Origin of the sequence: uncultured Adlercreutzia sp., assembly GCF_958431955.1 — a bacterium.
Classification (GTDB): Bacteria; Actinomycetota; Coriobacteriia; order Coriobacteriales; family Eggerthellaceae; genus Adlercreutzia.
Genome location: NZ_CAUASN010000045.1, coordinates 1 through 19,619, shown reverse-complemented (window position 1 = coordinate 19,619; position 19,619 = coordinate 1). Strand labels below are relative to the sequence as shown.

The 19,619-nt window shown below is 68.3% G+C and carries 15 protein-coding genes; 9 read left to right on the top strand and 6 right to left on the bottom strand.

All coding sequences use genetic code 11. The annotated features are described in order from the left end of the window. Positions 1–440: 440 nt before the first annotated feature. Positions 441–1,463: an ABC transporter substrate-binding protein gene (locus Q5064_RS10485; protein WP_302964495.1), complete on the top strand. Its 1,023-nt coding sequence runs from the start codon at positions 441–443 to the stop codon at positions 1,461–1,463. An 83-nt stretch (positions 1,464–1,546) separates the two neighbouring features. Here the strand turns inward: Q5064_RS10485 and Q5064_RS10480 are convergent, their stop codons facing one another. Both Q5064_RS10480 and Q5064_RS10475 read right to left on the bottom strand, forming a co-directional pair. After that, positions 1,547–2,476 (bottom strand): SufD family Fe-S cluster assembly protein, encoded by a 930-nt coding sequence (locus Q5064_RS10480; protein ID WP_302964493.1) that lies wholly within the window; start codon positions 2,474–2,476, stop codon positions 1,547–1,549. A 180-nt stretch (positions 2,477–2,656) separates the two neighbouring features. Beyond that, positions 2,657–3,433, bottom strand: coding sequence for an ABC transporter ATP-binding protein (locus Q5064_RS10475; protein WP_302964490.1), 777 nt, complete (start codon positions 3,431–3,433; stop codon positions 2,657–2,659). Positions 3,434–3,626: 193 nt separating this feature from the next. Between Q5064_RS10475 and Q5064_RS10470 the strand changes: the two genes are divergently transcribed. The 6 genes from Q5064_RS10470 (at position 3,627) to rplT (ending at position 9,407) form a co-directional block, all read left to right on the top strand. Continuing rightward, positions 3,627–6,554 (top strand): insulinase family protein, encoded by a 2,928-nt coding sequence (locus Q5064_RS10470; protein WP_302964489.1) that lies wholly within the window; start codon positions 3,627–3,629, stop codon positions 6,552–6,554. Positions 6,555–6,581: 27 nt separating this feature from the next. Next, entirely contained in the window at positions 6,582–6,965 is a 384-nt protein-coding gene (locus Q5064_RS10465) for an SURF2 Surfeit locus protein 2 (protein WP_302964487.1), read from the top strand. A gap of 43 nt (positions 6,966–7,008) precedes the next feature. Next, positions 7,009–7,956, top strand: a complete 948-nt coding sequence (locus tag Q5064_RS10460; RefSeq protein WP_302964486.1) for a histone-lysine N-methyltransferase — start codon at positions 7,009–7,011, stop codon at positions 7,954–7,956. Between the two features lie 285 nt (positions 7,957–8,241). Then, on the top strand, positions 8,242–8,814 hold the full coding sequence (gene infC, locus Q5064_RS10455) for a translation initiation factor IF-3 (protein WP_302964483.1): 573 nt from the start codon (positions 8,242–8,244) through the stop codon (positions 8,812–8,814). Further along, on the top strand, positions 8,814–9,011 hold the full coding sequence (gene rpmI / locus Q5064_RS10450) for a 50S ribosomal protein L35 (protein ID WP_302964481.1): 198 nt from the start codon (positions 8,814–8,816) through the stop codon (positions 9,009–9,011). Before infC ends, rpmI begins: the two co-directional genes overlap by 1 nt. Before the next feature lie 39 nt (positions 9,012–9,050). After that, entirely contained in the window at positions 9,051–9,407 is a 357-nt protein-coding gene (gene rplT / locus Q5064_RS10445) for a 50S ribosomal protein L20 (protein WP_302964479.1), read from the top strand. 129 nt (positions 9,408–9,536) lie between these two features. On the opposite strand, the gene Q5064_RS10440 is transcribed toward rplT, so the two are convergent. The 4 genes from Q5064_RS10440 to Q5064_RS10425 form a co-directional block, all read right to left on the bottom strand. After that, positions 9,537–9,944, bottom strand: coding sequence for a hypothetical protein (locus tag Q5064_RS10440; RefSeq protein ID WP_302964478.1), 408 nt, complete (start codon positions 9,942–9,944; stop codon positions 9,537–9,539). A gap of 111 nt (positions 9,945–10,055) precedes the next feature. Then, entirely contained in the window at positions 10,056–11,549 is a 1,494-nt protein-coding gene (locus Q5064_RS10435; RefSeq protein WP_302964477.1) for a DEAD/DEAH box helicase, read from the bottom strand. 58 nt (positions 11,550–11,607) lie between these two features. Further along, positions 11,608–13,071, bottom strand: a complete 1,464-nt coding sequence (locus Q5064_RS10430) for a glycosyltransferase (protein WP_302964475.1) — start codon at positions 13,069–13,071, stop codon at positions 11,608–11,610. A gap of 123 nt (positions 13,072–13,194) precedes the next feature. Next, positions 13,195–17,262 carry a hypothetical protein gene (locus Q5064_RS10425; RefSeq protein ID WP_302964472.1) on the bottom strand — a complete coding sequence of 1,356 codons (4,068 nt, stop codon included), beginning with the start codon at positions 17,260–17,262 and terminating at the stop codon, positions 13,195–13,197. A gap of 781 nt (positions 17,263–18,043) precedes the next feature. Between Q5064_RS10425 and Q5064_RS10420 the strand changes: the two genes are divergently transcribed. Both Q5064_RS10420 and Q5064_RS10415 read left to right on the top strand, forming a co-directional pair. Beyond that, positions 18,044–18,325, top strand: a complete 282-nt coding sequence (locus tag Q5064_RS10420; protein ID WP_302964470.1) for a helix-turn-helix domain-containing protein — start codon at positions 18,044–18,046, stop codon at positions 18,323–18,325. A 134-nt stretch (positions 18,326–18,459) separates the two neighbouring features. Next, a complete protein-coding gene (locus Q5064_RS10415; protein ID WP_302964469.1) occupies positions 18,460–19,461 on the top strand; it encodes a glycosyltransferase family 2 protein in 1,002 nt (333 codons plus the stop codon). Positions 19,462–19,619: the final 158 nt, after the last annotated feature.

Below are 19,619 nucleotides of genomic sequence, written 5' to 3'. Positions count from 1 at the left end.
CGCCTCCCCTCCGGGCCGCCGCCGGCCGGCTGCCGGCCCCGTCGCCGTCCCGCGTCCCTCCCGCGCGCCTGCCGCCCCTCACGCCGCCTGTTCGCCGTTTGTCAACCGTAGGTTCTCTGGGCTTTTCCTGCGGGCGGTCGCCTTCTGGTACACTAGGCGGTGCTTCTTTCGGGTCTGTAGTTGCGGGGGAGCCTTAGGGCGCCTCCAAGTCCATGGCAGATGCGGTCGAAAGGATCCACGTAAGCGCGCGGGCCCGCCCGCCGTGAGCATGGCGTATCCTAGAGGTAAGTCGCACCGTCCGCACCCATTTCGCAGATCAGACTCTGCGACGGACGAGAGGGCGTGTAGCGCAAGCGAAAGCCCCGGTGCGCGAGTGTGGGGTCAAAGACTAGGTCAGTCGGAAGAGGCACCTTGAAACGACGTGTTAGACGGAGGACATTGTGAGAAGACGCCAGTTCGCTTTGGTCGCCCTCGCCGCCGCCCTGGCCTGCATGACGCTCGTGCTGGCCGGCTGCAGCGGCTCGAACGACTACCAGCCCCAGTTGAAGGAGGCCGCCGTGCAGACGCCGACCATCGGCGAGGAGGGCACCCTGCGCGTGGGCGTCAACACCGAGAACCCGCCTCTGGCCGGCATGGGCAGCGGCAAGATCATCGGCATCGACGTGGACATCGCCGCGGCCATCGCCGACGAGCTGGGCCTGAAGGTGTCCATCGTGGAGACCGGCTCCGATCCGGCGGCGGCCCTCGCCAACAACGAGGCCGACGTCATCCTCGGCATCGACAACGCGAGCGCCGAGGGCGACTTCTGGATGTCGCCGTCCTACCTGCCCACGGGCATCGCGCTTTTCGCCCTGAGCCCCGATGCCGGCGTGCCGCAGCCCGGCTCCGGCGCCACCTTCGCGGCGCAGGTGTCCTCGAAGAGCGCCTGGGCCGTCACCAACGAGTTCGGCGAGGACGCCCTCACCTCCACCGACAGCCTCAGCGACGCCTTCCAGGCCCTGAAGGACGGCACGGTGCAGTACGTGGCCGCCGACGCCATCATCGGCCTGTACGCCGCCCACGGGGTGGACGACGGCCTGGACGTGTCCATCGTGGCCATGCTCATGAAGCCGAGCGGCTACTGCATGGCCGTCTCCAGCACCAACACCGATCTGCAGGCCGCCGCGGGCGATGTGCTCGCGAACCTGGTGAGCAACGGCACCATCGGCGTCATCGAGCGCAAGTGGCTCGGCACTGCCGTGAACCTGGACGATCTGACGGTCATCGACGAGACGGTGACCGCCTCGGGCGCGGGCTCGGGCTCGGATGACGGAAGCGACGAGAGCGGCTCCGGCGACGAGGGCGGCTCGGCCGACGACGGCTCCGGAGATGCGGGCGACGACGGCTCGGTTGACGACGGCTCGGGCGACGACGGCTCGGGCGATTCCGCCGGCGACGAGAGCGGCGACGGCACCGAGGAATAGCCGCCACCCCAGCGATACACTGCAACGAGAAAGGGCGCCCGCAGGCGCCCTTTCGCATGTCCGGATGCCGTGTTGCGGCGAGCTTAGCTGAGGAAGTCGTCGAGGATCTCGGCCTCGGCCTCTTCCTCGGTGAGTCCCAGTGTCATGAGCTTCACGATCTGGTCGCCGGCGATCTTGCCGATGGCGGCCTCGTGCACGAGCATAGCGTCCTCGCTGGCCGCCTCGATGCCGGGGATGGCCTTCACCTTGGCGTTGCCCATGATGATGGCGTCGCACTGCACGTGCCCGCGGCAGGCGCACTCGCCGATGACGAGGGGGTTGAACACCTGCACCGAGTCGTCCTGGGCCACCGAGCGGGAGATCACCTGCACCGAAGACCCCTCGCCCTTCAGCTCCACCTTCATGTTGGAGGTGGCGGTCTGGCTGCCGTGGGTCAAAAGCTTCTCGGTGAGCACGAGCTTGGCGCCCGCGCCCAGCTCGGCGTTGGTGTCGCGCACGGTGCTCGTCACGCCGCGCAGCTGCACCATCTCCATCTCGCAGGAGGAGCCATCCTCCATGTACACGTTGGTGGTGGGGTTCAGGATGCGCTCGCCGGTGCCCTCGCCCTCGCCGTAGTGCTTCTCCACGTAGCGCACGCGGCTGTTCTTCCCCAGATAGAAGCTGTGGATGCCGTCGTGCTCGGAGGCGTCGTGGGAATCGTTGTGGATGCCGCAGCCGGCGATGATGGTCACATCGCAGTCCTCGCCGACGTAGAAGGTGTTGTACACGACGTCCTTCAGACCCGACTTCGTCACGATGACGGGGATGTACACCGTCTCGCCCTTGGTGCCCGGCGCGATGCGGATGTCGATGCCGGGGTTGTCGGTCTTGGTGGAAATCTCGATGTAGGCCGACGAGTGGCGCTCCACGAGCTCGCCGTCCTTGCGCACGTTGAAGGCGCCTTTCGGCATGCCGTGCATGTTGGCGATCTCGGCGAGCAGGTTCTCGTCGATGGGGGAAAGGTCTACGGCCATGTCTGTTCTCCTTGGGTTTCGGTAGCGGCTCTCCGCCGGTCGGGAACGTCGCGCACCTCGATTCGCTCAAACAGTCCTCGCTTGGTGGAACAGCCCACAGGGCTGTTCCAGTCGCTGCGGAACTCGCTCGGTCGAGGCGCCCGACGCCCCCTCTACACGTTTACTTCGCTGATCAGGGTGCTAGCAGGTGGTGGGGATCTCGGTCAGGTGCAGCTCGGTGGGGGTCGAAAGCGGGCAGCCGTGGTCGTCCAGGCTGCGGGCCGCGAATCCCAGGCGCGGCATGAGCTCGGCGGGGCTTCCCACCTCGGCCACGCGCCCGGCCTGCAGAAGCACGATCTCGTCCGCCAGCTGGATGATGCGCTCCTGATGCGAGATGATCACGATGGAGCGCCCATCGCGGGCGGCGTGGATGTCGCGGAAGGTCTCGGTGAGGCGGTCGAAGCTCCACAGGTCGATGCCGGCCTCGGGCTCGTCATAGATGGCCAGCTTCGGGTCGCGGGCCAGGATGGTGGCGATCTCGATGCGCTTCACCTCGCCGCCGGACAGCGACTTGTCCACCTCGCGGGTGAGGTAGCTCGCCGAACACAGGCCCACCTTCGAGAGGTACTCGTTGCAGGCGAGCATGGGCAGCTTCTTGCCCGCGGCGATATCCAGGAGCTTCTTCACCTTCATGCCGCGGAAGCGGGCCGGCTGCTGGAAGCCGTAGCCGATGCCGAGGCGGGCGCGCTCGGTGATGGACAGGTTCGTGATGTCCTCGCCGTCGAACAGGATGGTGCCGCTTGTGGGCTCCTCGATGCCCATGATGAGCTTGGCCAGCGTGGACTTGCCGCCGCCGTTGGGGCCGGTGATGACCGTGAAGCGGTCGTCGGGGATGGTAAGCGATAGGTCGTCGATGATGCGTTTGGTGCTGCCGTCGTCGGCCGGCACCTCGAACACGAGGTTCTTCAGCTCAAGCATGCAGTGCTCCTTGGTCTCGTCTCGGGAGTCTGTTTTGGTCTGGGCCGATTATAGCGAATGATTCCCTCCTCGCGGAGAAATAATAACGACACCATGAAGGATGCGGGCAAGGGCGCGCACCTTGGGTAGAATACGGAAAAACACGCTGTCCCCCGGCGCCCCGCGCGCCGGGGCTTTCGGGAAGGGGAATGCCATGACTGATGTGAGCGCGATCGCCGCGGCCCACGGCTTTGAACTTTCAGGCTCGCGGGAGCTGCCCGACATCGAGGGCACGGCCCACGTGATGGTTCACACTACCTCCGGCGCGCGGCTGCTGTACCTGGAGAACGACGACGCGAACAAGGCGTTCTCCATCACCTTCAAGACGCCGGCCGCCGACGACACGGGCGTCTTCCACATCCTGGAGCACTCGGTGCTGTGCGGCTCCGAGAAGTTCCCCGTGAAGGAGCCCTTCGTCAACCTGCTGAAGACCTCCATGCAGACGTTCCTCAACGCCATGACCTTCCCGGACAAGACCATGTACCCGGTGGCCTCCACCAACGAGCGCGACCTTTTGAACCTCATGGACGTGTATCTGGACGCGGTGTTCCATCCCGACATCTACCGTCGGCGCGCCATCTTCGAGCAGGAGGGCTGGCACTGGGAGCTGGAAGGGGAGGGCGATGATCGCGCGCTCGTCTACAACGGCGTGGTGTACAACGAGATGAAGGGCGCGCTGTCCGACCCGGACTCGGTGCTCTTCGACGCGCTCTCGGCGGCGCTGTTCCCCGATACCACCTACCGCTTCGAGTCGGGCGGCACGCCCGCGGCCATCCCCACCCTCACCTACGAGGGCTTCCTGGACAACCACCGCCGCCACTACCGCCCCGACAACAGCTACATCGTGCTGTACGGGAACCTGGATCTGGACCGCTTCCTCGGGTTCATCGACGAGGGCTACCTGACGCCGCTCGCCGCCGAGGAGCGCGGGGCCCTCACGCCGAACCCGCTCGGCTCGCAGGCCCCCGTGGCGCCCGAGCCGCTCGCGGTGCCCATGCGCACGGCCCCCGAGAACGCCTGCGCCGCCGTGGGGTTCGTGGCCGGCCCCGCGGCCGATCGCGAGCGGGTGGTGGCCGCCGACATCCTCATGGACGCCATCATGGGCTCCAACGAGGCACCCCTGAAGCGGGCGCTTCTGGACGCGGGCATCGCCGACGACGCGAGCGGGTACGTGGTGGACGCCGTGGCCCAGCCCTTCGCCATGGTGTCGCTGCGCGGCGCGCGCCCGGGCGCGCTCGCGCGCCTGCGGAAGATCGTGGCCGACGAGGGGGCGCGCCTGGCCGCGGGCGGTCTTGACCGCGAGCTCGTGCGGGCGGCGCTCTCCCATGCCGAGTTCGTGTTCCGCGAGCGCAACTTCGGTTATCCCGACGGGGTGGTGCTCGCCATGTCGGCCATGAACAGCTGGCTGTACGCCGACGACGACCCCACCGCCTACGTGCGGCTCGGCGAGGTGTTCTCCGCCCTGCGCCCGAAGGTGGAGGAGGGCTACTTCGAGGATCTGCTGCGCGAGCTGCTGTTGGAGAACGGCCACCGGGCGGCCGTGGAGGTGGTGCCCGAGGGCGGCTCGGACCTGGACGCGGAGGAGGCTGAGGCGCGCCGGTCGGCCGCGGCCCTGGGGCCTGAGGCCGTGGAGAAGATCGAGGCGGACGTGGCCGCCCTGCGCGCCGCCCAGGAGGCTCCCGACGACCCGGAGGATGTGGCGAAGCTGCCCCAGCTCACCCGTGCCGACATCGGGCCGGCCCCGGCAGAGGCGCCTTGGGAGGTGGGCGAGGCGGCCGGGATGGCCTGCATCCGCCACCAGGTGCCCACCCACGGCATCGCGTACGCCTACCGCTACTTCGACCTAGACGGCGTCTCCTTCGAGGAGCTGCCCTACGTGACGGTGCTCGCCGGGGTGCTCGGGCGCCTGGACACGGCCCGGCACACCGCCGCCGAGCTGGACACCCTCGTCCAGGGCCGTCTGGGATCGCTGCGCTTCTTCGCCGAGGTGCACGAGGCCACCGACGACCCGGAGGCCCTGCGGCCTGTGCTCGTGGTCGGCGCCTCGGCGCTGTCCGAGAACGTGGAGTGGATGGCCGAGCTGGCCCGCGAGGTGCTCGCCGAGACCGACTTCTCCGACATCGACCGCATCCGCGACATATTGGGGCAGCAGCGCATCGGCCTCGAGCAGTCCTTCGCCGCCAACGGCCACAGCTTCGCCATGGCCCGCGCCTCGTCCTACTGCCTGCCGGCCGGCGTGGTGCGCGAGTCGCTCGGGGGCGTTGACTACTATCGCTTCCTGAAGGACCTCCTGGAGCACTTCGACGAGCGCGCCGGGGATCTCGCCGCCACGTTGGAGGCGCTGGCGCGCCGCCTGTTCGTCGACGCCTCCTGCACGCTGTCGTTCACCGGCTCCGACGAGGATCTCGCCCGCTACGAGGCGGCCCTCGAGCCGCTTGCGGGCCCCGCGGCGGCTGCCGCCCTCGTGGTGCCCGAGCCCGTGTGCCGACGGGAGGCTTTTGTCGTGCCCACCGACGTCACCTACACGGCCATGGCCTGGGACCGCCGCCGGCTCGGGCTGCCCTACTCGGGGGTGTGGCTTCTGGCCGCCCGCATCCTGTCCTACGACTACCTCTGGGGCGAGGTGCGCGTGAAGGGCGGCGCCTACGGGGCCGGCTTCCAGACCACCCGCGCCGGGGCGTGCCGCTTCTACTCCTACCGCGACCCGCGCATCGACGAGACCTGCGCGCGCTTTGCCGAGGCCGGTTCCTGGCTCGCCGGCGCGTTCGACCCCACCGAGGCCGAGATGGACGGCTACGTGGTGTCGGCGGCGGCCTCGATGGATGCGCCGGCGAAGGCCCGCGAGCTCATCCGCCGCCAGGATGGCATGCACTTCGCCGGCTACGGCCTGGACGAGCGCGCCCGGGTGCGCGACGAGGTGGTCGCGGCCACGGTGGATGAGGTGCGCGCCCTCGGGCCGGCCGTGGATGCCGTGGCCGGCGCCGGCTGCACCTGCGTGTTCGGCAATGGCGAGGTCATCGGGGCCGCTCGCGGTGAACTTACCGTGATCGACCTACTCAGCCATGAGGGCGATCCGCTATAATTTCCCCGTTACACGGAAAGGACGGTCATGGCCGATACGACGGGATTCTCCCATATCACGGTTTGCGCCGACGATGACGACGATGTGGTCATCCAGGCGGGCATAGCCGAGGCGGCCCCCGAGCCCGACGCCGCGCAGCCGGCCGAGGAGGCGGGGGAGGCGGCCGACGAGCCCGAGGCCGAGCCCGCGTCTGAGGCCGCGCCAGAGTCCGAGGCCGCGGCGGCCGACGAGCCGGCCGATGCCCCGGAGCCGGAGACGCCCCAAAGCCGCGCCGCCCGGGACGACGGCTACCGCGAGACCACGCTGGCCGACATCGAGGGCTCTTCCATGTCGAACACCCAGAAGGCGGTCATCGTCGTGGCGCTCCTCGGCATCATCGCCTTCGTGGCCTGGTACCTTTTCGCACGCTAGGCCCATCGCCCAAACGCAGTATCAACGAACAAGAAGGAACCCCATGGCGAAGCAACCCACTCCCGATCCCACCGAACGCCCCCAGGCGCCGGGCGCGCCCGTGAAGCCTGCCGCCCCCGCCAAGCCCAAGTCGAAGCCGAAGGGCGCCAAGGGCGTCGGGCGCCACGCGCGTCCCAGCGAGCAGCTGGACACGGCCGCCTCGAAGGCCGACATCCCCGAGTACATGCGCAAGTCGCGCCGCATGCGCCGTATCCTCATCGTGGCCATCATCCTTCTGTTCCTCGTGGTGGCGGCCCTGGTCTACTTCGGGGTGCAGCTGTTCAAGGAGGGCAACTCGCTCGCTGTGCAGCAGGCGCTCACCGCCGAGCAGCAGACCGAGGAGATCAAGGCCGACAACGCCCAGGACGCTTCCACCGCCACCGCGAAGGTCACCACGGTGCCCGATCTGGCCAATCTGCTCGGCCTCACCCAGGACGAGGCCGTATCCGCGCTCCAGCACGGCGCCCAGGTGTCCAGCACCCGCGAGGTGAACGAGGAGGGCAATCCCATCAAGGTCGAGGCCCGCGTGGCGCTCACCGCCGAGCCGGCCGACAGCCGCACGGGCACGCCCACGGTGTACCTGGGCCTGAACGAGGAGGGCACCATCATCCAGGCCGGCTACTCGGCCTCCACCTCGGCTCTCGGCTACGGCTCCATCAGCTTCGCCGATGCGGTGCGCAAGGAGAACATCATCGAGAAGACCCTCGCCGAAGCCGGCGTGAACGTGGATCCGGCCGCCGTGGAGCTTCCCGAGGACTCCACCACCTACACCACCTACGACGCCGACGGCAAGACGGTCGCGAAGGAGTACTGCTCGTTCTCCGGCGAGGCGGAGGTGGACGGCGCGCCCCACACCTGGTCGGCGGTGCTGTCCTACGACTACTCCATGGCCAACGCCTCGGGTAATCTGGCCGACACCGTTCGCACCATCTTCGTTTACGTGAACTCGTAGGTCCCGTCGCTGCCGATGCGACAACGGGAGCGCCGACGCTGAGGCTCCGGCAGGCACCTGTCGGAGTCTCGCTGAATTCCTTGGGCGAATCGGGAAATTTTTCTTGCCCTGGTCCTGCAAAAGGGTTATCATAGGCAAGCTGTTAATCAAGCGAGGGTTTTCCCTCCACCTGGTTCGGCGCCTTACGGGCTGCTGATGGGTCTTCCGCAGATTGCTTTTGCTGTGCGAACCCGCCGCGCCCGATGAGGCCCGGCGGGTTTTTATGTGTGAGAACACGAGAAGGAGGTGAGCGCGATAGCTGCTCAAGAGCCGCGGCTCAACGACGAGATCACCACGCGCGAGTGCCGTCTGATCGACTTCGACGGGAACCAGATGGGCGTGTACCCCACCGCCCAGGCCCAGCGAATCGCCGACGACATGGATCTCGACCTGGTGGAGATCGCTCCGAACGCCGATCCGCCCGTATGCCGCATCATGGACTACGGGAAGTTCAAGTACGACCAGGCCATCAAGGCCAAGCAGGCGCGCAAAAACCAGAACAAGATCGAAGTCAAGGAGATGAAGTTCCGCCCGAAGATCGACGTGGGGGACTACACCACCAAGAAGAAGCACGTGCTACGCTTCCTCGACGCCGGCAACAAGGTGAAGATCACCATCATGTTCCGCGGTCGCGAGATGGCTCATCCCGAGCAGGGTCTCTCCATCCTGGAGCGGTTGGCCGACGACCTGAAGGATGTGGCCGTCATCGAGAACCAGCCGAAGATGGAGGGCCGCAACATGCACATGCTCATCGCCCCCCTGCCTGCAACGGCCAAGAAGAAAAAGGAAGCCAAGACTGACGAAGGAAAGGACAACTAATGCCCAAGATGAAGACCCACCGCGGCACCGCCAAGCGCGTCCGCGTGACCGGTTCCGGCAAGCTCATGCGCGCCAAGGCCTACAAGAGCCACATCCTCACCAAGAAGAGCCAGAAGCGCAAGCGCAACTTCCGCCACGAGACCGAGGTCTCCCCGGCCGATGCCAAGGTCGTCAAGCGCCAGCTCGGCCTCCGCTAGTTCCGCTCGTTTCTCTGTATTCTTAGGAGTGATTAAGATATGCCTCGTGTAAAGCGTTCCGTTCATGCCCGCAAGAAGCGTCGTACCGTCCTCAACCGCGCGAAGGGCTACTATGGCGCGAAGTCGCGTTCCTACCGTGCCGCGAAGGAGCAGGTGCAGCACTCGCTCCAGTACATGTACCGCGACCGCCGCAACAAGAAGCGCGAGATCCGTCGTTTGTGGATCACCCGCATCAACGCCGCGGCCCGCATCAACGGCATGAGCTACTCGGTGTTCATGAACGGCCTGAAGAAGGCCGGCGTCGTGCTCGACCGCAAGGTGCTCGCCGACATGGCCGTCAACGACGCCACCGCGTTCGCCGCCCTGGCCGAGATCGCCAAGAAGGCCGTCGCCTAAGCGCCGCCTTTTTCGCGCATCTACGAGAAGAGCCCCTCGACGAGGGGCTCTTCTGCGTTTTAGGCTTCGAAGGTGCTGGCGGGTGCGGAAAACGTGCGACTCATCCCGGGACCCCCGGTGCGCACCGTCTCAGGCGCTCTGGGCGACGAGCTTGTACTCGATGCGGGCGAAGGCATCGTCCAGCTCGTCGAGGGGCTCGCCCGAGGCGCAGGCGTTCGCAAGATCCGTCGCGCCCATGAGGGTGTCGTGCAGGTAGGCGTCGGCGGCCTCCTTGGGGGAGGCGAGCGCCGTCGCGGCCGCCTCGATGCCCGCCGCTTCCAGCGCTGCGGCGGTGTCGGCGTCGAACGAGCCGGCGACGAGCACGTCGGTATCCATCTGGCTCAGCACGTCGATGCTCTCGAAAATGGTGATGCCCATGTTGGGCACGTTGCAGCATCCCGATATGATGCCGTGGTTCACCGAGTAGCAGGTGTAGCTCGCGCAGTCGGCCGCCTGGGCCGCCACGTTCAAGCCATCGCATGCAACAGCGATTCTCATCCAGTGTTCCCTTCCCCGTGTAACGATCTCACGATAGCGGAACTTCGCCGTGACGTTCGTGGAGATGGGGCAAGCGGAGGGAATTGGCCAGGTGAGGGAACGCCGGGCTCCCTAGCTGCGGCGCCCCTTGCCGGAGCGCTTGGCGGCCACGGCGGCGCGGTGGGCGCGGCCCGGGCGCAGGTCGGAGCCGCCCTTGCGCGGAGAGGCGTTCTTGGCTCCCTGGGCGCGGCCCTGGGCCTTGGAGCCGCCGCGCCCAGCACCGGTGCCCGCGGCCTTCTTGGGCGCCCCGCTGCTCTTGCCGCCCTGCTTCTTGCGGGTGCCGCGCTGGCGTGCCTCGGAGGCATTCTCCTCGGCGCGCTCCTTCTCCTTGGCGCGGCGCTTCTCCTTCTTCGAGTGCTCGCGGGCGGCCTGGGCCAGCTCCGGGTCGTGCTTGGCGTTGGCGCGGGTGGCGCGGGCGGCCGCGGCCTCGGCGGCCTCCTCCAGGTTGAAACCGGCCACCTCGATCTCGGGAATGGGGCGGCGGATGAGCTTCTCGATGGCCGCCAGCTCGTCTTTGTTCTCGGGGGAGACGAAGGTGACGGCGAAGCCCTCGGCGCCCGCGCGGCCCGTGCGGCCGATGCGGTGCACGTAGTCCTCGGCTTGGGTGGGCACGTCGTAGTTCACCACGTAGGACACCTCGTCCACGTCGATGCCGCGGGCGAGCACGTCGGTGGCCACGAGGATGTCCGTCTCGCCCGAGGCGAAGTTGTCCAGGGCGCGCTTGCGCTGGTTCTGGGAGCGGTCGGAGTGGATGGCCTCGGCGTGGTAGCCGGCGCGCTTGAGCTTGCGGCAGGCCGCGTCGGCGCGGTGGCGCGTGCGGGCGAACACGATGACGCGGCGGTGGCCCCGCTCCTTCAGCAGCGCGGCCAGAAGGTCGGGCTTCAGGGTGTGGGGCACCCGCGCGATGTACTGCTCCACGGTGTCGGCCGTCTCGCCCTTCGCGGCGATCTGCACGATGGCCGGGTCGTCGAGCATGGCGTCCACCTGGTCGAGCACGCCCTTGTCGATGGTGGCCGAGAACAGCAGCGTCTGGCGCGTGGCGGGCGTGGCCTCCACGATGCGGCGCACGCTCGGCAGAAAGCCCATGTCGAGCATGCGGTCGGCCTCGTCCAGCACGAGGATCTGCACGTCGCCGAGGTTCACCGCCTTCTGGTTCATGAGGTCGATGAGGCGGCCCGGCGTGGCGATGAGCACGTCCACGCCCCGGGCGAGCCGGTCGATCTGCGGCTCGATCTTCACGCCGCCCACCACGTTGGCCACGCGCAGCCCGCGCTGCTTCGCGATGGTGCCGCACACCTCCTGGATCTGCATGGCCAGCTCGCGGGTGGGGGTGATGACGAGCATCACCGGGCTCTTCTTGGCATCCGTGCGCTCGATGCGGTCGAGGGAGGGCAGCGAGAACGCGGCGGTCTTGCCCGTGCCCGTCTTGGCGGCGGCGATCATATCGCGGCCCTCGAGGGCGAGGGGGATGGACTGCTCCTGGACGGGGGTGGGCTCGGTGTAGCCGAGCGCCTCCACGGCGGCCAGCGCGGAGTCGGACAGGCCGAGATCGGCGAAGGTGGTCATAGGTCGGTTCCTTTCAGGGGCTATCGGCGGCGCGGCGTGCCCGCGCAGACGTTCGGGGCTAGCGGGTGTGGGCCGGCTTGCGGCCCCAGTAGAAGTGGAGGAAGTGCTTGGCGCGCAGCTTCGCGTCGTCGGGCGGCTCCTTGGCGATGAGCTCGAAGGTGGCCCGCGCGATGGCCGCGGCGGCGTGGGGCCGCCGCAAAAGCGACGCGTTGATGAGCATGGCGTCGGCCGAGGCGGGGTGCTCGCTGATGTGCCGCAGGGTGTCTAAAAGCTCGCGGGGGGTGGTGGCGGCCATGGCGGCGCCGGCTCCGGTGAGCATGCGCACGTTCGCCTTCTCCTGGCCGTAGGCCCGCCCGAGCAGCACCATGGGGGCCCGGGCGCACAAGCACTCGGTCACCGTGAGGCCGCCCGGCTTGCAGATGACCACGTCGGCCGCCTCCATGAGCTCGGCCATGGTGTTCACGTAGCCGAGCACTGTGGCGTTCTCGAGCCCGTAGTCGGCCACCTCACGGCGCACGCGGCGCTCGTACTCGCCGTCGGCGCCGGCCACGATGACGAGGTGCATGTTGGGCAGCGTGTGCATGAAGGGCAGAAGCTCGTCTAAAGCTTCGCGGAAGTGCACGTAGGGCCGCGGCAGCTTGGCACCGGCCAGGGCGAGCACCACGATCTTGTCCTCGGGCAGCCCGAAGCTGGCCCGGGCGGCGGCGCGGTCGTAGTCGAGGGAGAAGGCGGGGCTGGCGGGGATGCCGGTGATGAGGATGCGGTCGTCGGGCACCCGGCGCGGGCGCAGGGTCTCGGCCATGGCCTCGTTCGCCACGCAGAACAGGTCGGTGTGCAGGTGCGGCCACAGCCCCTCGGCCTCGTAGTCGGTGGGCACGCACAGGATGGGGAAGGGTAGGCCTGTGAGCATGCGGGCGCTCACGGCAACGTTGGCGGCGGTGATGTGGGTGCACACGATGGCCGCCGGGCGCACGCGGCGCACGAACTCCACGAACTTGGGGTACATGACGTGGGCCCAGATGGTCCCGCCGCCCCACAGAAGGCGGCCGGTGAGAGTGTAGCGCCAGGTGAGGTCGTAGAAGGGGCGTGTCCAGCCCGTGAACATGGAGGCCGTGGCGTCGCCGTCGAAGACGATGCGCCCGAAGTCGAGGATGTCGAGCACCTCAACCCGGGCCCGCGCGGCGAGGGATGCCAGCTCAGGCGGCAGATCGCCGGCGCCGTCTTCGGCGGCATCGGGGCGGCCGGGCGTTGTGCGGGCCTGCTCGCCGAGGTTCTCCAGGGCCTCGGCGATGGCGTAGGCGGCGCTGCGGTGGCCGCTGCCCACCGAGGCGTGCATCACGAGGATGACCGGGTCGCCGTCGTCGGTGGCCCGGGCGAGCGAGGCCTGGGCGGCGGCGATGGCGTCGGGAGAGACGATGGCGTCGGGGGAGGCGAGCTCGCCGGGGGCCGGTGCGGCCGCAGGGGCGAGGGCTGCGGCCTCGTCGCCGTCGGGGATGGCTCGTTTCGCGTCAGATGTGTTCATGGGAGACATCATAGCGCATTTGGGCGGTCGCGCTCCCGATTCGACGCATTACCCGCAAACGGCGGTGAGGCGGGGAAGGGGAGGGGCCGCGAGCCGGTACGTTCGGCTCGCAGCCCCTTGGGGCTAGTGAGCGCGGCGGGCGCGCCGGCGGGAGGCGAGCAGCGCCGCGCCGGCCGCCAGGGCGCAGGCCGCGGGCATGAGGGCCGCGGCGAGCAGGGCGTCGCCGGTCTGGGCGAGGCGGTGGCGGATGGTGGCCGTCTCGTCGGGCCGCGCTCCGCTGTCGATGACGCCGCCCCGGTCCGTGACGCCCGCGGGGTACACCGGGTCGGTGCGCACGCGCTGCACGTCGTGGCGCGCCTCGTAGGCGTCCCATCCCTCGGCGGGCGAGAACGGCGCGCCGGGGACGAGCTCGGGGGCGTCGGGGTCGCGCTGGGAGGGCGGCGTGCCGTAGCCGGCGGCCACGTTGCCGATGTCGGCCCCCACCGCGTCGGCGGTCACGAGGGCCTCGAAGGCGAGCCGTGCCTCCTGGCCGCCGTAGAGGCGCCCGACGGCCACGGCCAGGATGCGCGTGGCCGGGTCGTAGGCGGCATCGTCCACCTCGATCGCGGTGCCGTCGGCCAGCGTGAGGACCACGGCGCCGCTCACGGGCTCCACCCCGGCGGGCACGTCGTCGCGGATGACGGCGTCCACCCAGCCGGTGTCCGGGGCGCTGTTCGCGAGCGCTATCTCGTAGCGCAGCGTGTCGCCCACGTGGGTGGTGCCGTCGTCGCGGGTGAGGTTCTCGACGGTCTTGGCGATGGACACGTCGCCCTCGGCCGGGTCGGCGGGGAGCACCTCGGGCGGCGCGGCCGGGTCCGACTCCGCCGCCGGCTTATCGTCGGCCGCCGGGGGCCGCACGGCCTCGCCAGGCTCCGCGCCGGGCTTTTGCGGGTCGCGGCCGGGGTCCTCGGAGGGAGGCGTGCCGTGGGCGAAGGCGATGTTCGCGACATCGGCCCCCACGGCCTCGGCGGTCACCTCGCACTCGAAGGTGAGCGTCCACTTCTGCCCGCCGTAGAGGTCGCCTGCGGTCACCGCCAGGGTGCGGCTCGCCGCGTCGTAGGCGGCATCGGGCACCGGCTTCCCCTCAGCGCCGGACGCGGGCCCCGCGACTTCGATGGCTCCCGGCACCAGCTCGATGCCCGCGGGTAAAGGATCGCTGATCACGGCATCGTACAGGGCGGTGTCGGCGCCTCCCCGGTTCTCGAGCTCCACGGTGTAGCGCAGGCGGTCTCCCACCTCGGTGGCGCCCCCGTCCGGATGCGTCAGGTTCTCCACGGACTTCGCGATGCGCACGTCGCCGTCGGCCGGGTCGGCGGGGGCCACGGTGGCGGGCCCGGGCGGGGTGGCCTCGGGCGAGGGCTCCGGATCCACGGGCCCCACGTCCTCGCCGTCCGGATCGTCGGGGTTCGGGCGGGCGCCCGTGGCCTCGGCGATGTTGCCGAGGGCGAGGTCGTCTGCGCTCGCGGCCGCGAGGTCCAGGCCCTCCTTTACGACGCACTCGAACTCCACCACGGCCGGCGAGAGCGACGACACGGCGCCGGCGGGCACGGTGAGCACCGCGCGCCCGTCCGCGCCTGCTGTGCCGACCGAGAAGCGACCCACGTCGGAGGCCGTCACCGCGGCCGCCTCGGCGAGCGCCTTCGCATCGAGCGCCTCCCAGGCATTGGTGAGCCTCACGGAGTCGGGGTCGAGGTCCAAGCACGCGGGCAGCGGGTCAGTCACGACCACCTGGGTCCACAGCGACCCCGCGGCCGTGTTCGCGGCCTCGATGCGGTAGCGCAGGCGGTCGCCCGGCTGGGTGGGGCCGTCCGGATGCGTCAGGTTCGCCACCGACTTCGCGAGCTCGGGCACCGGCGCGATGGTCGGGTCGGGCTTCACGGCCACCTGGCTCTCGGGGGTTTCCTCCTCCTCGGGGTTGGCGCTCGGCAGGTAGTTCTTCGAGGGCAAATAGCGCGCCGTCAGCGTGTGGCGGGCGCCGGGTGCCATGAGGTCGCCGGCCGGGAACGACCAGGAGACCACCGTGTGCTCGCGCCCGTCGGCGTCGGTCGTGACGCGTGCGTTGGCCGCGGGAGCCTCGGCATCCCCGTCTGAGCCGTCGCCCGCATCGGCCGCAGCGCGGGCGCTTGCGCTGTTGAAGACGATGGCCACCGGCTCGCCGGCCTCCTTCCCGTCCACGTACAGCTGCACCTTGCCTTCGGGGGCCTTGCACGTGGTCGCCGTGGGCGTGCCGTCGGCGAAGATGCCGCTCGTCACGTCCACCTCCACGTCGAGGACCTTGGCCGGGTCCTGCGGGTCGGCCACCTCCGACCCGTCGCCCCACGCCGCCTTCACCGACGTCACCGCCGAGGGCACCACCTTGATCTCGTACCAGCCCACGGCGCGATGCCCCCAGTAGCTGTTCTTGAACAACGCGTAGGCGGGGTCGTCGCTCTTGGAGTACTGGGTGGAGGTGAGGGTGAAGCGCACGGTGCCCGCGTCGGCCGGCAGCTGCTTGATGGGGTTGCCGGCCGCGTCGGCGGTCACCTCCTGGCCGAGCGGCGTTCCGTTGCGCTTGTCGTAGCGCTGGTAGGCGTACTGCACCGCGCTCGCGTCGTTCAGCGTCTTGGGCGGTGTCTCGGCCGTCTGGATGGGGCCGGTGGACAGGTCGTAGGTGTCGAAGGGGAGGCCGTCGTAGTCTTTCACGAGAGAGGAGTTGTAGGAATCGGGAAGCTCGAAGTCGACATAGCGCCGCACTTTGTTGTCGGCCTGGTCGCCGGCGGGGCGGAAGAGGGGCTTGGGCGTGACGGACGTGGGGTTGCCGTCCGCATCGACGTTGTCGGTGTCCTCGTAGGTGAACTCCACGCAGATCTCGTTCTCCATGACGAGCTTATCGGGAAGCCAGAGGTACAGGTGCCCTTTGTCGAACTCGGCGGGGGCGCCGTAGGGGTAGGGGGCATTGCCCACGAGCAGCTCCCATTCAGTCAGCGCGTAGGTGTGTTCGCCCACGTCTCCCGTGAGATCCACCTCCACCATGCGCAGCTTCTCGCCGTCCTCGTTGTGGGCGCTGCCGACGAAGTTGAAGGGCTTGCCCGGCCGTCCGTTGCCCACCGAGCCGCCGGTGATGGTGATGTCCACCCCCGGCGCCCCGATGTCGCCGCAGCCGCTGTACGGCGTCTCGATGGTGGAGGGAATGAGCGTTCCGCCGGTGATGATGATCTGGTAGCCCGTGCTGTCAGCGGCCACGCACCCTGCGCCGAAGCCGCTGCCGTGGCTTCCGCCTGTGGAGATGGTGTAGCCGCCGTTGATGCGGATGTTGCCGGTGTGGGATGCGTTGCCGCCGCCGATGCCGGCGCCATGGCCATAGTTGGTCTTGTACACATCGGCGTCCACGCGGCCGCCATTGATGGTGATCCACTCGTCGATGCTCGTGCCGTCCGCATTCGCGCCGCCACCAATGCCGGCGGCGCAGTTCGAACTGCCTCCAGGGGCGCCCGCGTTGTAGGCCGCGATGATGCCGCCGTTGATTGTGACGGAGCCGCCGGCTTCCCCTGAATGCCCGCCCAATGGCGAGGAGTTCCCGTTTCCCTTCACCAGCGCCAGCAAGTGGCCCGGGTCGTCGCTGTCCATGGTCGAGAGGGGATCGCCCTTCTTGATGGCACGGCCGCCGGCGAGGGTGAGGTCGCGCGGAATCGCGCCGTTCTCGGGGGTGATGAGGTTGCCGTCGGCATCCTTGTTGGCCACCTCGTCGTCGATGGTCAGGGTGGCGCCGGTGGGGTTGTGGATGGCACTCTGGTTGCCCGCGGTGTAGAAGGAGTTGTGGCTTCCGTCCGCCAGCACCAGATGGCAGACGGCGCCCGGCTGGATGTCGAGCGCGTCGTCGGCCGAGATACCCACGCCCGCGAGCGTGATGTTAGCGGTCTGCCCTGCTGGGATTCGCAGGCGCGTGGAACTGGGTTTGGTGTGGCGTCCCGCGTCGTTGCCGGAGTCGTAGAGGCTCTGATCAGCCGTGCGAATGGCGAAGTGCTTGTCGGTGTTCACGACGAGTGTCTTGCCTTCGAGGGAGAAGTCGTCTGCGGTGACGGTGTCCCCGTCGACGCCCCAGATGGTGAAGCCGGATATGGCGAGGGCCCCATCGTCTGGCTGGGCGACCTGCAGGGAGGCGAGCGCCCGCATGAGGGGGTTGCCGACGGATGCGACGACGCTGCCCGCATAGGGCTCGCTTACGTTCTCGGTTGGGTTGTCGGTGTGAGGGGCGGCGGTATCGCCGCTGGAAGAGGAGCCGTCCCCAGATGCGGTCGTGCTGCCGTCGGGGGAGTCGGCCGGGGATTCCGGTGAATCCGCGGTGCCCGAGGGGGCGGAAAGATCGTCGGTGGCGGAAACGTCGCCTACGACTTCAGAAAACTCGATGGGGGGGGGGTCTCTGTGCTTTGGCCCTCCGGGTTGGCGAAGGCCGCCGCGGGCGTCATCCCGCAGGCCAGCACGGCCGCCAAGCCGAGGCGCAGAAGCGAACCCCTTCGCTTCGTTGACATGGCTTCTCCTTCTCTCGTTAATGATAAGCCAGCGCCGAATATACCCCTTCTCCCGCGATTCCGCAACCGTGACCCCGCCACTCGGCAATACGAACCAAGCTCGAGTTCGTGCAGGCGATTTGCGCGAGGGAAACGCGGGGGAAGTCAGATGGCTCGAGAGCGCAAAATATACGTAATATATACTATTCAAAGAAAATCGTATGAATATAATCTCAGTATTTCTCAGAATAAGTCATAGTATATATTGAATGCGATAGCAAGTAATCGCAATATGTATATTCGCCGGTTCGATTGACAATATATGATAAAACAAATATCATGCAAGGAGGCGATCGGACGATGGAGCCCTTCAGCGTGGAATTCTACGAGCTGCCCGACGGCACGTTCCCGGCGGAAGGACTTCAATCAACGGGAAGGGATGCGCTATGACGAGGAGTTTTCGCGATAGCTTGAACGAGCGGCTCCGCGATCCGGAGTTTCGGGCGGAGTGGGACGCGCTGGAGCCTGAATTCCAGATCGCAAAGGCAATGCTCGACGGGCGCACCGCCCGGAACCTCACTCAAAAGGAGCTGGCGGAGATCACCGGCATCACCCAGTCTGATATCAGCAAGCTGGAGAACGGGAATGCCAACCCGTCCCTGCGCACCCTCGAGAGGCTGGCTGCAGGGCTCGGCATGCGGATCAAGCTCGAGTTCGTGCCTGCGTGATGGGGCGGGTGGCAGCGCTCGGTTCGCTTGCAAGGTAACGGGGGTTCCGCAAAGATTTTGAACCCGTGGCCCTCCCGGGCGATTTGCGATACGATTATCCGACCGATCAGCGAACTGCCGAGGAGCCAGAGTTTATGACCGATATCGCTACGACGTCGAACCCCGAGGCCACTGCGGCGGCCGTCGCGGCCGCGCGCCGCGGCGAGGGCGTGGCTGTGCTCATTCCCTGCTACAACGAGGCCGTCACCATCGCGAAGGTGGTGGCCGATTTCCGCGCGGCGCTGCCCGAGGCCGTCGTCTACGTGTACGACAACAACTCCAGCGACGGCACGGCCGCCATCGCCGCCGAGGCCGGCGCGGTGGTGCGCCGCGAGAGCCGCCAGGGCAAGGGCAACGTGGTGCGGTCCATGTTTCGCGACATCGACGCCGACTACTACCTCATGGTGGACGGCGACGACACCTACCCGGCCGAGGCCGCCGGCGACCTTCTGGCGCCCATCGCCGCCGACGAGGCCGACATGACCGTGGGCGACCGCCTCTCCAACGGCAGCTACGGCAAGGAGAACGACCGTCCCTTCCACGGCTTCGGCAACAACCTCGTGCGCCGCCTCATCAAGCTCATTTACGGCTATGCCTTCGAGGACGTCATGACCGGCTACCGCGGCTTCTCGCGCGCTTTCGTGAAGACGATGCCCGTCATGAGCGAGGGCTTCCAGATTGAGACCGAGATATCCATCTGGGCGGTGGACCGCCGCTGGCGCGTGGCCGACGTGCCCATCGTGTACCGCGACCGGCCGGAGGGATCGGAGAGCAAGCTGTCCACCTTCACCGACGGCATGCTCGTCATCGCCGCCATCGCGAGTCTGTTCCGCGACTACCGCCCCATGGCCTTCTTCGGCTGGCTCGGCGTGTTTCTGGCCGTCGTGGGCCTGGGGTTCGGCGTGCCGGTGATAGGGGAGTACCTGGACACCGGCTACGTGTCGAAGCTGCCGAGCTCGGTTCTGGCCGTGGCCCTCATGCTCATCGCCGCGCTGTCGTGGACGGCCGGACTCATCCTGGACACGGTGGCGAAGTCGCACCGCCGCCAGTGGGAGATGAGCGTGTACCGCGTGATGGAGGCCGACGCCTGCCGCTAGGGGGCGGACGCTTCCTGCGGACTCGAGTTGGCGTGCCCGCGTGGCCTTTCCCGTTAAAAAGCACGAACCCGCACTTGGATGGCGGGTTCGTGACGTGTGTTCATGGTGCCCCCAACGGGAATCGAACCCGTGTCTCAGCCTTGAAAGGGCCGCGTCCT